Origin of the sequence: Pedobacter sp. MR22-3, from assembly GCF_026240075.1 — a bacterium.
Classification (GTDB): domain Bacteria; phylum Bacteroidota; class Bacteroidia; order Sphingobacteriales; family Sphingobacteriaceae; genus Pedobacter.
In genome coordinates this window covers 363,735-378,037 of sequence record NZ_JAPIVF010000002.1, presented here as the reverse complement: position 1 = coordinate 378,037, position 14,303 = coordinate 363,735, and the positions used below count along the sequence as shown (strand labels likewise).

The 14,303-nt window shown below is 36.6% G+C and carries 20 protein-coding genes; all 20 read right to left on the bottom strand.

Annotation, left to right across the window (positions count from 1 at the left end):
- Positions 1–11: 11 nt before the first annotated feature.
- Complete coding sequence (locus tag OQ267_RS05445) at positions 12–2,981, bottom strand: glycoside hydrolase domain-containing protein (protein ID WP_265835148.1); 2,970 nt, start codon at positions 2,979–2,981, stop codon at positions 12–14.
- Positions 2,982–3,063: 82 nt separating this feature from the next.
- Complete coding sequence (locus OQ267_RS05440; RefSeq protein WP_265835147.1) at positions 3,064–4,233, bottom strand: hypothetical protein; 1,170 nt, start codon at positions 4,231–4,233, stop codon at positions 3,064–3,066.
- 88 nt (positions 4,234–4,321) lie between these two features.
- Positions 4,322–4,855 (bottom strand): 50S ribosomal protein L17, encoded by a 534-nt coding sequence (gene rplQ / locus OQ267_RS05435; protein WP_265835146.1) that lies wholly within the window; start codon positions 4,853–4,855, stop codon positions 4,322–4,324.
- Positions 4,856–4,980: 125 nt separating this feature from the next.
- On the bottom strand, positions 4,981–5,973 hold the full coding sequence (locus OQ267_RS05430; RefSeq protein ID WP_056848536.1) for a DNA-directed RNA polymerase subunit alpha: 993 nt from the start codon (positions 5,971–5,973) through the stop codon (positions 4,981–4,983).
- An 85-nt stretch (positions 5,974–6,058) separates the two neighbouring features.
- Positions 6,059–6,667, bottom strand: coding sequence for a 30S ribosomal protein S4 (gene rpsD, locus OQ267_RS05425; protein WP_029282720.1), 609 nt, complete (start codon positions 6,665–6,667; stop codon positions 6,059–6,061).
- Between the two features lie 61 nt (positions 6,668–6,728).
- A complete protein-coding gene (gene rpsK, locus OQ267_RS05420; protein WP_010599885.1) occupies positions 6,729–7,118 on the bottom strand; it encodes a 30S ribosomal protein S11 in 390 nt (129 codons plus the stop codon).
- Positions 7,119–7,270: 152 nt separating this feature from the next.
- Positions 7,271–7,648 (bottom strand): 30S ribosomal protein S13, encoded by a 378-nt coding sequence (gene rpsM / locus OQ267_RS05415; RefSeq protein WP_010599886.1) that lies wholly within the window; start codon positions 7,646–7,648, stop codon positions 7,271–7,273.
- 70 nt (positions 7,649–7,718) lie between these two features.
- A complete protein-coding gene (gene rpmJ / locus OQ267_RS22430; RefSeq protein WP_010599887.1) occupies positions 7,719–7,835 on the bottom strand; it encodes a 50S ribosomal protein L36 in 117 nt (38 codons plus the stop codon).
- A gap of 1 nt (position 7,836) precedes the next feature.
- Entirely contained in the window at positions 7,837–8,055 is a 219-nt protein-coding gene (gene infA, locus OQ267_RS05405) for a translation initiation factor IF-1 (protein WP_010599888.1), read from the bottom strand.
- 71 nt (positions 8,056–8,126) lie between these two features.
- Positions 8,127–8,912: a type I methionyl aminopeptidase gene (gene map / locus OQ267_RS05400; RefSeq protein ID WP_265835145.1), complete on the bottom strand. Its 786-nt coding sequence runs from the start codon at positions 8,910–8,912 to the stop codon at positions 8,127–8,129.
- A gap of 92 nt (positions 8,913–9,004) precedes the next feature.
- Entirely contained in the window at positions 9,005–10,345 is a 1,341-nt protein-coding gene (gene secY / locus OQ267_RS05395) for a preprotein translocase subunit SecY (RefSeq protein ID WP_088301918.1), read from the bottom strand.
- Between the two features lie 7 nt (positions 10,346–10,352).
- Positions 10,353–10,799: a 50S ribosomal protein L15 gene (gene rplO / locus OQ267_RS05390; RefSeq protein ID WP_154281254.1), complete on the bottom strand. Its 447-nt coding sequence runs from the start codon at positions 10,797–10,799 to the stop codon at positions 10,353–10,355.
- Between the two features lie 126 nt (positions 10,800–10,925).
- Positions 10,926–11,105 carry a 50S ribosomal protein L30 gene (gene rpmD / locus OQ267_RS05385; protein WP_010599892.1) on the bottom strand — a complete coding sequence of 60 codons (180 nt, stop codon included), beginning with the start codon at positions 11,103–11,105 and terminating at the stop codon, positions 10,926–10,928.
- A 4-nt stretch (positions 11,106–11,109) separates the two neighbouring features.
- Positions 11,110–11,628 carry a 30S ribosomal protein S5 gene (gene rpsE, locus OQ267_RS05380; protein WP_010599893.1) on the bottom strand — a complete coding sequence of 173 codons (519 nt, stop codon included), beginning with the start codon at positions 11,626–11,628 and terminating at the stop codon, positions 11,110–11,112.
- 17 nt (positions 11,629–11,645) lie between these two features.
- Positions 11,646–11,999: a 50S ribosomal protein L18 gene (gene rplR / locus OQ267_RS05375; protein ID WP_088301917.1), complete on the bottom strand. Its 354-nt coding sequence runs from the start codon at positions 11,997–11,999 to the stop codon at positions 11,646–11,648.
- A gap of 5 nt (positions 12,000–12,004) precedes the next feature.
- Positions 12,005–12,562, bottom strand: coding sequence for a 50S ribosomal protein L6 (rplF, locus tag OQ267_RS05370; protein ID WP_088301916.1), 558 nt, complete (start codon positions 12,560–12,562; stop codon positions 12,005–12,007).
- Positions 12,563–12,580: 18 nt separating this feature from the next.
- Entirely contained in the window at positions 12,581–12,982 is a 402-nt protein-coding gene (gene rpsH / locus OQ267_RS05365) for a 30S ribosomal protein S8 (RefSeq protein WP_231427289.1), read from the bottom strand.
- 146 nt (positions 12,983–13,128) lie between these two features.
- A complete protein-coding gene (gene rpsN / locus OQ267_RS05360) occupies positions 13,129–13,398 on the bottom strand; it encodes a 30S ribosomal protein S14 (protein ID WP_010599897.1) in 270 nt (89 codons plus the stop codon).
- A complete protein-coding gene (gene rplE / locus OQ267_RS05355; RefSeq protein WP_088301915.1) occupies positions 13,398–13,964 on the bottom strand; it encodes a 50S ribosomal protein L5 in 567 nt (188 codons plus the stop codon). The genes rpsN and rplE overlap by 1 nt, the downstream gene beginning before the upstream one ends.
- Positions 13,961–14,302 (bottom strand): 50S ribosomal protein L24, encoded by a 342-nt coding sequence (gene rplX / locus OQ267_RS05350; RefSeq protein WP_029282701.1) that lies wholly within the window; start codon positions 14,300–14,302, stop codon positions 13,961–13,963. Before rplX ends, rplE begins: the two co-directional genes overlap by 4 nt.
- Position 14,303: the final 1 nt, after the last annotated feature.

The following is a 14,303-nucleotide window of genomic DNA, read 5'->3' as shown; positions in this document are numbered from 1 at the left end:
TTACTTACCAACTACTCCACAATCAATATCAAACCTTTTCCTTTTTCAATAGGAATAGATTTTCCGTTAGTATAATTCCCTGCAGTCTGAAAATTTTCAATTGCCGGAGCCAATATTTTTATCTTATCGGCATCCAAGCCAAGTGTAGCCCAATCGATATTTAAATTAATTTTTACATCTTCTTCTGCCCAGCTGGCCAAGGCAATCATCGTTTTACCTTTCTGTTTATAAACCGTAGCCAATACTTTAGGATGATCTGTTTTTACCGGGCAATTATCACTCCAGTAACCAATCATTTCAGCACCCTTTAATCCGAAGTTATCCCATGCCTTCCAAAGTGGTTTAGGATCGCTCTTCTCAGACCAACCTAACCTGCTTGTCATCCCATAAATCATCCCACGCCAGGCGTTTCCATCATCCTGCAGCATCTCTCCCATCAATCCAAATGGAATTCCGCTTACTTCGGTCAGCAAGAAATCCGGATCATTTTTCTGATAATCAAAATATTCACCAAACCATAAACGATTCAGATAAGGAAAATGCTCCATGTACAAAATGGCACTATTGTTAAAACCATCACTTTTATTGTATTGATTCGCAGAGTGCAAATCAATAATTCCCGGATGATTATGCTGTGTTAACACCCGTTTAATGCGCTTCATGGTCACCCGATCAAAAGCCACATCATCCAGGTAAACCCCATCTATTCCAACATTATTTACCAGCCAATTCATCCCTTCTACATAATAGTTATGCCAGCGATTCATTCCGCTGTTAATCACAGCAGCGTCTTTTATTTCCGGCACAAACCAGGCCGCAATATAATTAGAATCCAAATGTTCCTGGAGCCAGCTGAAACCACCACCTTTACCCGGAGAATACACTTCAGTACCTAGACTTCTTAATGCAGGCCATTCATAAGCATGATTAGAAAGCTCCCGAACAGTATTATAAATCTTTACTTTCAAGCCTTTATGGTGTGCCTCATCCACATAAGTTTTCATCTTCTTCCATTCGATAAACGGATAATTAATCCATGGATTTATTGGCGTGGCATGATGAATATTTACAACCGTTGCTCCGGTAGCTTTAATGGAATCTAAACTTCCATATTTATGATAAAAACGATTATCCCACTGAAAATCAGTATCCAGTAAGTGAAACGGCGTAATGAGCAAATTGAAATTATAGTAAAGTACATCTCCCTTCTTCATGCTCCTTGCTCCTGTAAAACTATCTGCCAACATGGAACTTCCTTTTATATTAATCTGGATACCGCCTTTATTGTCGTTTCCCCAGGATTTTGGTAACACTAATGGTTTCTGCAGATAGAAATTTGTATTCAGCGGACGGACATAGTTCTCATCTCTCAAATGGTAGTACAGGCCTGCATTTACATTTCCAATCCACACGGCATCTTGATTTTTGTTTGCCACGTCCCATTTCCATTTTACAGTGTCAGGCCTAACCCCACCCTTCTCACCTAACCCCATCAGGTACTTTGTTGCAGATTTATCAAAAGGAATATGAAAATCGACATTGCTAAATAGCACATCGTTTAATGCCGTAACCTTGATCACATAATGTATATAACCATCAAATTCTAAAGTACCTTCCAAATCCATTGCCAGGTTTTTCGAGGTATTATTTGCTTTCCATTTTACCGTTCCTGCTTCTTTACTGGTAATCTGGAAGCTACCCGTAATAAACTTCTCTTGTGTTTTAGGGGTATTGTAAAAATGAAAATGTATCGGTTCGTATAACAAATTATTGGGTTTATCGGTATAACCAGTCATTTCTGTATTGAAAAAAGTCTGGATCTGCTTTGGAAAACCATCGCTATTGATTTCAAACTTTCGCCCGAGCAGTGAGATTACATTTCCATCAACCTTTAGTGGTGTATATGGTGCCACAACGGTATTTGATTGTGCCAGTTTGGAGTTCAACCATGTTAACCGGGTTTGTTTATATGGCATTCCAACGCCGGCATCGGCCAAAACTTTATGGCCAACAGTTAATTTTACATTGATAACTTTTGATTTACCTCTGGATTTCACGGTAAATTTGCCCTTATAAATCCCCGCTGAAGTTGATTCGGGGATATCAACCGTAATCCACATGGGCTGCATTTTTCCTGCTGCAACATTTACCGTTTCTGTTAATGATTTGTTATCATAGCTCGTTCCGTTTGTATTTAAGCAGTTGATATATTTAGCAGAAATTATTTTCCCTGTTGATGTTTTTAAATCACCAAAAGAAACTTTAACATCTTTCAAATCCTTCAAGGCATAAACACCCAATTGAAATGCGTAATTTTCGCCCTTGCTGGCCGTTCCTGTGAAAGAATTTAATGCACCTTTCTGAACCCATCGATAAGGCAAATCGTTTTGCATTTTGATGGGGTACATCCTATCCTCCGGAAATACAATAAAAGCTTCGGATGGATATTTAGATTTTACAACAGTAGTTTCCTTAGCTGTCGCAATAACTTCCATCGGATAAAAAGAATTGAAAGCATCGATAGACTGAATCTCTACCACTGAAGCGTTAACCTTAACCTGCTTTGCAGTCGCTAACCAGGCCTGATCTGCTTGTTTAGGTTTGATATACACACCTTTTGGATAATTGCTCCTGCCTTCGTTTTTATAAGCCAGATAGTACACGTAATACTTGCCTGGACCAGAGGTTTCGAAATAAACATCAGCACTTTCTCTTGTTAGTTTATCTGTACCAACAACCGAAATGGTTTTACCGCTGGCATCCTGAACAATGATTCCCTTTAATTCAGGATGTTCATCTCTTCTGCGCCAATCGATTTTTGCATGGGCAATTTTGCCTTTTCCATTAAACAGAACAACTACCCTGTGGTTGCCCAGCGAATCAGGATTCCAGGCATTGTTACCGTTAGTATATTTTAAAATTTGGGCGTTTGATGCAAACGCAGAGCAAATGAAAAGAATCAGAAAAAGCTTAAATTTCATTACGGTTTATTTTAAGCTAATTTATAGATCCATAGCCGAAAAACTACTATGTAATAAAAAAATGAGACAAAGGTTTGTCCAATTATTTAAATCCGTTATAGATCAAAAAGGCATCGTAACGTTTTAAAAAATCAAGTTTTCCAGATGGCAATTGCTTAAAGTTTCCCATTAAAATAAGTTGCTTATCCACTTTTCCAGCAGTTTCTTCAACCAAGCGATTAGCTTCTAGCTGATCTTTTGAAGATAATCCTGTTATTGCTGCACCTTGCCAAATCACTGGTTTCAGTTTATCATACGTCGATAAAGAGTTGTAATAACCGGTTGCAATAAATGCTACATTGTTCCTGAAATCTTTGGATTTATCCAAAATCGAGGCAAAAGAATATTTTTTTTCTATAGAAGCATGGTAACTACCAAAATTGCCGAAAAACCTAGGTTTCAAATCAGGGTTTGTTTTTAAAATTCCGTCAAATGCAATTTTGAAATTCTCCAATAACTCCTCTTCACGGTGAATGCCACGAAATTGCTTTACACTATTTACAATAAGGTAATAATCTTTATAAAAATCACCAAAGCAGGCCAGTAATTCAGGAACATGCATTTTGCTTACTTCTTTCAACCGAAATGTTAAACCACTTAAAATCTGATAATCATTACTATTTAAGATTTTTTCGAATAAATCATTGATCTCTCCAGGTAAGGGCCTGAGAGAATATTTTCTTAAATACTTAATAGCATTCAAATAATCACGCTGAACATTTGTTCTTGTGGATGTATTTTGAAGATCAATATCTATTCCTACAAATGAAATCCTATTTGAACTTGATTGTTTTAAATTGTATTTGTACAAAGAAATCATGTTGTAATAATATCGCTTAAGGCTTAAACTATCAAGCCCCAGCTGATCATCCCAAGTAGCCAGAATCTTTAGATCTCCGGTTTTCAGGAAAAGATTATAACAAAATAAGTAAGAATGACTATATTCTGAAAGCATGTAATTAACACCCTTTATTTCATGCAACGCGATAAAAATTGAACGAAGGCTCCTGCCGGTTGATTTCATATCATGATATTCTCCTTTCAAATAGATCATTTTTTCAGGTAGCATCTTAGCCATTGATTGAGATAAAGATTTAATATCAATACTATCTGAAGTTGCGATAACAAGTTTATTAATAATACTATCCTGTTGATTTTGAGCCGCTGCGCTTGAAAAGCAGAACAGGATGCAGAGGGGGATAATAACTTTCATAATTTGGTAATACAAGAATAGAAAAAAAACAACATAAAAAAAGTCCTGCTCTTTCGAACAGGACTTTTTAATCTTAAGGTGAATAAAATTATTCTCCTTTTGGTTCTTCAGTTGCAGGAGCTTCTTCGGCAGCAGGTGCTTCAGTTGCAGCTTTTTCAGCAGTCTCAGCTTTAGCTTCTTCTGCTTTAGGAGCAGCAGCTTTACTTCTACCACGACGAGTTGTTTTCTTCTCTTCTTTCGCTTCTACATCTTTACCGTAAACTTCGTTATAATCAACCAATTCAATTAAAGCCATTTCAGCATTATCACCGGCACGGTTATTTAATTTAATGATACGAGTGTAACCACCTGGACGGTTTGCCACTTTCTCAGCAATTTCGCGGAATAAAATAGTAACTACTTCTTTATCCTGTAAATAAGCAAAAACTGTACGACGGGAGTGCGTAGTATCATTTTTTGATTTCGTGATAATAGGCTCAACATAAGTACGTAATGCTTTAGCTTTAGCTAAAGTAGTTGAAATTCTTTTGTGCAAAATAAGTGATGAAGCCATGTTCGCTAACATCGCCTTTCTGTGGCTTGCGGTTCTACCTAAGTGGTTTACTTTTTTACCGTGTCTCATTGTTTTTTAATAAAGTGTATACCGTCTCTGTCTCAGAGGGAATTATACACAGTGAATAATTAATGTATTAAAGTAATAAGTTGTAAGTTTTACGTAAGACGTATCACTTATAACATATAACGTTTTTATTCTTCGTCTAATTTAAATTTAGACAGGTTCATACCAAATGATAAACCTTTTGATTTTACTAATTCCTGAATTTCTGTTAAAGATTTTTTACCGAAGTTTCTGAATTTTAACATATCAGCAACATCGTAAGAAACCAAATCAGCTAAAGTACGGATATCAGCAGCTTTTAAGCAGTTTAATGCTCTTACTGAAAGGTCCATATCCACTAATTCAGTTTTAAGGATTTTACGCATATGTAAAATTTCCTCATCAACTTCTTTAGTTTCTTCTTTAGCCTGAGATTCTAATACCAAGTTCTCATCAGAGAATAACATAAAGTGTTGGATAAGAATCTTAGCCGCTTCTTTTAATGCTTCTTCAGGATGAATTGAACCATCAGTAGAAATATCTAATACCAATTTTTCATAATCCGTTTTTTGTTCAACACGGAAATTTTCAATTGTGTATTTTACATTTTTCATTGGCGTGTAGATCGAATCGATCGCGATAACACCTACAACAGCATCAGCAACTTTATTTTCTTCAGCAGGTACATAACCACGTCCTTTATTGATGGTTAATTCTACCTCCAGAGTCACAGATTTATCCATATTACAAATCACATGCTCAGGGTTTAAAACTGTAAAGTTGTTAGAGAATTTAGTGATATCACCAGCTTTAAACTGATCCTGGCCATTAACGATGATGAAAACTTTTTCTGCATCACCTGAATCACCGGTTTTCTTAAAACGAACTTGTTTTAAATTTAAGATGATATCAGTTAAATCTTCTACAACACCTTTCATGGTAGAAAACTCATGAGAAACGCCTGAAAAACGAATAGTAGTAATAGCATAACCTTCTAATGAAGAAAGTAATATTCTTCTTAAGGCATTACCAATTGTTACACCGAAACCGGGCTCTAAAGGACGAAATTCAAATGTGCCATCGAAATCAGTTGATTTCTGCATGATCACTTTGTCTGGTTTCTGAAATGCTAAAATTGCCATTTATAATTTTTTAAATTCGTTATTGAATATATAGTAACAAGAAAAAAGTTAATTACCCTTTCGAGGTAATTAACTATCTTATTTATTACTTTGAGTATAACTCGATGATTAAGTTTTCCTTAATGTTTTCAGGAATCTCATCACGTTGTGGATAGGTTAAGAACTTACCGGTTAATTCACTGGCGTTCCACTCTAACCAGGCAAACTTATTAATTGTTCTGCCTGCAACTGAGTTACTAATTGATTCTAATGATTTCGATTTTTCACGAACAGCAACCACATCACCAGCTTTTAACTGATATGAAGGAATATTTACAACTTCACCATTCACGGTAACGTGTTTATGGCTAACTAACTGGCGTGCACCAGAACGGGTTGTTGAAATACCTAAACGGTAAACTGTGTTATCTAAACGTGCCTCTAATAATTGAAGTAAGTTATCACCGGTGATACCAGCACGAGAAGATGCTTTTTTAAACAAGTTACTGAATTGTTTTTCTAATACACCATAAGTGTATTTTACTTTTTGTTTCTCCATTAACTGGATAGCATATTCAGATTGTTTTCCTCTTCTTTTTGATGAGCCATGTTGCCCAGGAGGATAATTTTTTCTGTCTAACACCTTATCAGGACCGAAGATTGGTTCTCTGAATTTACGGGCGATTTTTGATTTTGGGCCTGTATATCTTGCCATTTTTTTTCTGTTTTAAAGTACCATTCGGCCTGTAACCGAAGATTCTTAGCTTTAAAATTAATTAAACTCTTCTCTTTTTAGGAGGACGACATCCGTTGTGTGGAAGTGGTGTAATATCTTTGATAGATGTTACTTCGATCCCTGCTACTTGCAAAGTTCTGATTGCAGATTCACGACCTGAACCCGGACCTTTTACAAATACTTCAACTTTACGTAAACCTAAATCAAACGCCACTTTACCGCAATCTGAAGCCGCTTGACCAGCTGCATACGGTGTGTTCTTTTTAGAACCTTTAAAGCCCATTTTACCAGCAGAAGACCAAGAAATAGTCTGTCCGTTGTTATTTGTTAAGGTAACGATGATGTTGTTGAAGGTAGCATTGATATGCGCCTGACCAACAGGCTCAATTACAACGATACGTTTTTTTGTTACTTTTTTACTCTTAGCCATTTTTTTTATTAGATTTTAGATATGAGACTTAAGATATGAGACTTTCTCTTACCCCGACACTCAGTATCCTACTTTTTATCTTTTATTCCAGATTTGAGCAGATTTTAAAGATATGTTCTCACATCTAAAATCTCACATCTCGTCTCTATCTATTACTTAGTAGCTTTTTTCTTGTTAGCAACTGTTTTTCTCTTACCCTTACGAGTACGGGAATTATTTTTAGTACGCTGACCACGAGAAGGTAAACCTTTTCTGTGACGTAAACCGCGGTAACAACCAATATCCATTAAACGTTTAATGTTTAACTGAACCTCTGAACGTAAAGCACCTTCTACTTTAATTTCATCGTTAATCATTGTACGGATTGCTGATAACTCATCATCAGACCAGTCTTGTACTTTTTTGTTCAAGTCGATGCCTGCAGTAGTTAAAATACGTTGTGCAGTAGTTCTTCCTATTCCGTAGATATAAGTTAAACCAATCTCTCCTCTTTTGTTTCTTGGTAAATCAATACCTGAAATCCTTGCCATATTTGTTTATTATTTTTAAGTAATTCCGAACGGCGGGCCACCGTTGTACGGGTCATTACACTATTTTAAATTACCCTTGACGTTGCTTGTATTTAGGATTTTTCTTGTTGATAACGTAAAGTTTACCTTTACGGCGAATAATCTTGCAATCAGCGCTACGTTTTTTAATTGATGATCTAACTTTCATTTTATTTATATCTATAAGTGATGCGTCCCTTTGTTAAATCATAAGGAGACATCTCTAATTTTACTTTGTCGCCAGGAAGGATTTTGATGTAGTGCATCCTCATCTTACCTGAAATGTGCGCGATAATCTCGTGTCCGTTTTCAAGTTCTACCCGGAACATTGCATTAGACAATGCTTCTCTGATTACTCCGTCTTGTTCAATTGAGGCTTGTTTAGCCATATTTTGTTGATTGTTACTTAATTAGCTGCTTCTAAACAGGGTTGCAAAATTAAATAAAAAATTTTAATTATTTATTTTTTTTGTTGTAAAACTTCTTCTATTATAGAAAAGGTTGATAAAACTTCTGCTTTGCCCCTTTTTATGGCCACTGTGTGTTCAAAATGTGCCGATGGTTTATTATCATTACTAGTTACCGTCCATCCATCGTTATGGAATTTAACACCGGCAACACCTGCATTAATCATAGGCTCGATTGCAATCACCATTCCTTCTTCAAGTTTTGGTCCTGCTCCGCGTTTCCCATAATTAGGTACTTCAGGCTTCTCGTGAAGTTTTACACCAACGCCATGCCCTACCAGTTCTCTTACTACTCCGAAACCATTGGCTTCCGCATATTGCTGAATGGCAAAGCCTATATCACCGATCCGCATACCTACAACAGCCTTTTCAATTCCTAATTCCAGGCAACGTTTAGTAACCGCTACCAGCTTCTGTTTTTCAGCATCAATTTCTCCAATAGAGAAAGTATAAGCCGAATCACCGAAATAGTTGTTTTTGATTACGCCGCAATCAACTGAAATTAAATCACCCTCCTCAATCACATACTTACTTGGAAACCCATGAACAACTTGCTCGTTAGGTGAAATACACAAAGAATTAGGGAAACCATTGTAGTTTAAAAAAGCTGGGATTGCACCATGATCGCTGATAAACTCATAAGCCAGCTTATCCAGTTCAATAGTAGTCATGCCTGCCTTTATTACCTTAGCCACTTCTGCTAAAGTTTTAGAAACAAGCATGGAACTTTCTCTTATTAACTCGATCTCCTCAAGAGACTTGTAATAAATTTTAGACATTTAATTCTAGTTTTGAATGATTGAATTTTGAATGAATGAATAGCTATATGAGCATTCATTCATTCTATCATTCAAAATTCACTAATTAATATTTACAAAGCTGCATTGCTACTCGCAGCAGGAACACCTGTTCTTCCAGTAACTCTGCCCGTTTTCATCAAACCATCATAATGGCGCATCAATAAATAACTCTCGATCTGTTGTAAAGTATCTAAAACAACACCAACTAAAATTAATAAAGAAGTACCACCAAAGAAGTGAGCAAACTCTTGTTTAATACCAAACTTAACTGCCAATGAAGGTAAAATAGCAATGATTGCTAAGAATACCGCACCTGGGAAAGTGATTTTAGAAATCACATCATCAATAAAGGTTGATGTTGCAAAACCGGGTTTAACGCCTGGAATAAAACCACCATTTTTCTTCATATCGTCACTCATTTGAGTTGGATTAACTGTAATTGCAGTATAGAAGAATGTAAATGCGATAATTAAAAAAGCGAATGTTAAGCTATAGGCTAACGAAGTTGTATTGCTGAACTGAACCAACCACGAACCTTGTAATGACGGAACGAATTGCATTAAAGCGCCCGGGATGAACATCAATGCCTGAGCAAAAATAATTGGCATTACACCAGCTGCATTTACCTTTAATGGAATATATTGACGAACACCACCAAACTGACGGTTACCTACAATTTTTTTAGCATATTGTACAGGGACTTTACGTACACCTTGAACAATTAGAATGGTAAACATGACTACAGCAAATAAAGCAACAATCTCCAATACCAATGCCACCGGACCTCCACCTTCACTGGCAGAACCCACGCGGGCACTAAATTCCTGACTGATCGCCTGCGGTAAGCGGGCAATAATACCAGTCATGATGATTAAAGATGTTCCGTTACCAATTCCTTTATCCGTAATTTTTTCACCTAACCACATTACAAATAATGTACCTGCCGTTAATACAAACGTAGATAATATTAGAAATATCGTGTTTGGTAATAAAATAGCTTCAGCCGGAACCTGCGTTTTAACGTAACCTACAGACTGAACGATTGTGATCGCTACCGTCAGGTAACGCGTGATCTGGTTCATTTTCTTTCTACCACTTTCGCCCTCTTTCTGCATTTTTTGGAAAGAAGGAACAGCAATACCTAATAATTGCACCACGATAGACGCAGAGATATAAGGCATTACCCCCAACGCTAAAATAGACACACGGGAGAAAGAACCTCCGGCAAACATATCTAGTATGCCTAAAAGTCCTGATTTTTCATTAGCATCTAAAGCAGTTGGATCCACACCTGGTAAAACCACGTGAGATACGAAACGGTATACCAAAAGAATTAAGAGCGTAAACAAGATACGCTCTTTTAATTCTTGAATTTTCCAGATATTACTTAAAGTAGTAAATAGCTTCTTCATTTAATAATTACAATTTTACGATAGAACCACCTGCAGCTTCAATAGCTTTTTGTGCGGTTGCAGAAAACGCATGTGCAGTAATCTCTAATTTTGCTTTCACTTCACCACGACCTAAAATTTTAACTAAGTCATTTTTTGAAGCTAAACCATGCGCTTGGAGAGCAGCGAAATCGATAGTTGTTAAGCTGTGTTTTTCAGCTAAAGTTTGTAAAACATCTAAGTTTACACCAACGTACTCTGTACGGTTAATTGGTTTGAAACCAACTTTAGGCACACGACGTTGTAAAGGCATTTGACCACCTTCAAAACCGATTTTGGTTTTGTGACCTGAACGGGAACCCGCACCTTTGTGTCCACGAGTTGAAGTACCACCACGACCAGAACCTGTACCACGACCAATTCTTTTGCTGTTTTTTGTAGAACCTTTTGCAGGTTTTAAATTACTTAAATTCATTTTTTTGAATTTGTGTTGCCCTTCGCTTTCACTAAACAGGTACAACGATAAATAATAATGATTGAATTTTGAATGAATGATTGTTTCACATTCAATCACTCAAAACTCATTCATTTAATAATTCTCTTAAATTGCTTCGATTGCTACCAAGTGGTTCACTTTACGAACCATACCAATAATTTGTGGTGTAGCTTCAACCTCAACACTTTGGTTCATTTTAGATAATCCCAAAGCCTGAACAGTTCTCTTTTGGCGCTCGCTTCTGTCGATAACGCTTTTTACTTGTGTTATTTTGATCTTAGCCATGATATTATCCGTTAAATACTTTGTTTAAATCTATACCACGGGTTTGAGCCACCGTATAAGCATCACGCATTTTTGTTAATGCATCAACAGTTGCTTTTACCACGTTGTGTGGGTTTGATGAACCTTTAGATTTTGCCAATACGTTATGCACGCCAGCACTCTCTAATACAGCACGCATCGCACCACCAGCAATTACTCCGGTACCTACTGCAGCTGGTTTAATTAAAACAAAACCACCTGAGAATTTACCAATTTGTTCGTGAGGAACAGTACCATTTAAGATTGGCACTTTTACTAAGTTCTTTTTAGCATCATCCACACCTTTAGCAATGGCTTCAGTTACCTCTTTCGCTTTACCTAAACCGAAACCAACAACACCGTTCTCATCTCCAACAACAACAATTGCTGAGAAGCTGAAAGTACGACCACCTTTGGTTACTTTGGCAACACGTTGTATACTAACCAAACGATCCTTTAATTCGATATCGGTGGTTTTTACTCTTTTTATATTGATAGTTGACATCTTACTTTTTCTTCAGATTAAAATACTAAACCAGCTTCGCGGGCACCCTCTGCCAACGATTTTACACGACCATGGTATAAATAGCCGTTTCTATCGAAAACAACTTGTTTAATACCTGCAGCGATTGCTTTTTCGGCAACTAGTTTACCTACAGCTACTGATTGGTCACTTTTGTTTCCAGTACCAGTAAAATCTTTCGATAATGATGATGCTGATGCAATTGTTTTACCGGTTACATCGTTAATTACCTGCGCATAAATCCCTTTATTGCTTCTATATACAGATAACCTTGGACGTTCTTCTGAACCGGTAAGTCTTTTTCTGATCCCTTTTTTAATACGATCTCTTCTTGATAATTTTTTACCTGCCATGATTACTATTTTTTAGACGCTGATTTACCTGCTTTTCTTCTTAACACTTCACCTACAAACTTGATACCTTTACCTTTATATGGCTCTGGTGCACGTAACGAACGGATTTTCGCTGCTACCTGACCGATCAATTGCTTGTCAATACTTTCTAAGATAATTTTAGGCGTCTGACCTTTTTCTGATGATGTAGTTACTTTAATCTCTTCTGGTAACTGGAATACATAATGGTGAGAATAACCTAAAACCAGATCCAGTGTATTACCTTGATTTGTAGCACGGTAACCAACACCTACTAATTCCTGAGTTAATTTATAACCATCCGTAACACCAATAACCATGTTATTAAGCAATGAGCGATATAAACCGTGTAATGCTTTGTGTTTCTTTTGTTCTGATGGACGTTGAACCGTTAAAATTCCATCTTCCTGACTAACAGTGATATCTGTATCAACTGCTTGCGTTAATTCACCTTTAGGACCTTTTACAGTTACTACGTTATCATTTGATACGGTAATTGTAACACCTGCAGGGATTGTAATTGGGGCTTTTCCTATTCTTGACATTGTGCTGTTCTCCTAATATTAATAAACGTGACACAATACCTCACCACCAATGTTTAATTTGGCTGCTTCTTTATCAGTCATTACACCTTTAGAAGTAGATAAGATTGCGATACCTAAACCGTTTAATACTCTTGGCATATTTTCAACACCAGCATAGTTTCTCAAACCTGGTTTACTTACTCGCACTAACGTACGAATAGCAGGAACTTTAGTAATCGGATTGTATTTCAAAGCGATTTTAATGGTGCCTTGAACGGTAGTATCTTCAAACTTGTAGTTCGCGATGTAACCTTTGTCAAAAAGAACTTTAGTAATTTCTTTTTTAAGGTTTGATGCAGGAATTTCTACAACACGGTGGTTGGCCTTAATGGCATTCCTTACTCTTGTTAAATAATCTGCTATTGGATCTGTATTCATTATTTATTGTTTTTGATAGTGGTTTCCTTCTGCTACCCAGCTGTGGGACCTGCTATCGGTTAAAATTCTTTCAAAGCGAAAAGCAAAAAGACTAAAGCCTAAAGCGGGTTTATTCGCTTTAGACTTTAAGCTTTCAGCTCTAAGCTATATTACCAAGATGCCTTTTTAACACCTGGTATTTTACCGTCTAGTGCCATTTGGCGGAACGTTACCCTTGAAATACCAAAGGTACGCATATAACCACGTGGACGACCAGTTAATTTACAACGGTTGTGTAAACGTACCGGAGATGAGTTTTTAGGTAATTTATCTAAACCTTCGAAATCTCCCGCAGCTTTTAATGCTGCACGTTTTTCAGCGTATCTAGCTACCAATTTTTGGCGCTTAACTTCGCGTGCTTTTACACCTTCTTTTGCCATTATTCTGCTGTTTTTTGATTTTTAAATGGTAATCCGAATTGTTTCAATAACTCAAGTGCTTCAACATCAGATTTCGCCGAAGTTACGAAAGTTATATCCATCCCTAAAATTTTATTGATTTTATCTATATTAATCTCCGGGAAGATGATTTGCTCAGTAACACCTAAAGTATAGTTACCTTTTCCATCAAATCCTTTATCGTTAATACCTTTAAAATCACGAATACGTGGCAAAGCTACAGAGATCAGACGATCTAAGAACTCGTACATATTGTTATCACGTAATGTTACACGTACACCTACCGGCATACCTTTACGCAATTTAAAGTTCGAGATATCTTTCTTAGAGTTAGCAGGAACTGCTTGCTGACCAGTGATGGTTGACAATTCAACGATTGTCGTATCCATGATCTTTTTATCAGTTACAGAAAAACGACCTACACCCTGATTGATACAGATTTTTTCCAATTTAGGAACCTGCATTACAGTTTTGTACTGGAATTTCTCTTTTAATGCATTTACAACTTCTTCTTTGTATTTGCTTTTTAATCTAGGTGTAGCCATTATTTAATTTCCTCCCCTGAAATTTTAGCAACTCTAACTATTTTACCATCTGCGTTTAGTTTACGACCAACGCGGGTAGCTTTACCTGATTTTGGATCAACCAACATCAGGTTAGAAATATGAAGAGCAGCCTCTTTTTTAATAATACCACCGTTCGGATTTGCAGCATTTGGTTTAGTATGTTTAGATACTAAGTTAACGCCTTCTACAATGGCTCTGTTTTTATCTATTTGTACTGATAGTACTTTTCCTTGTTGACCTTTTGAATCGCCAGCAATTACTTTAACTAAATCTCCAGTGCGGATTTTAAGTTTTGATGGTGTATTTACTTTGTTTCCCATT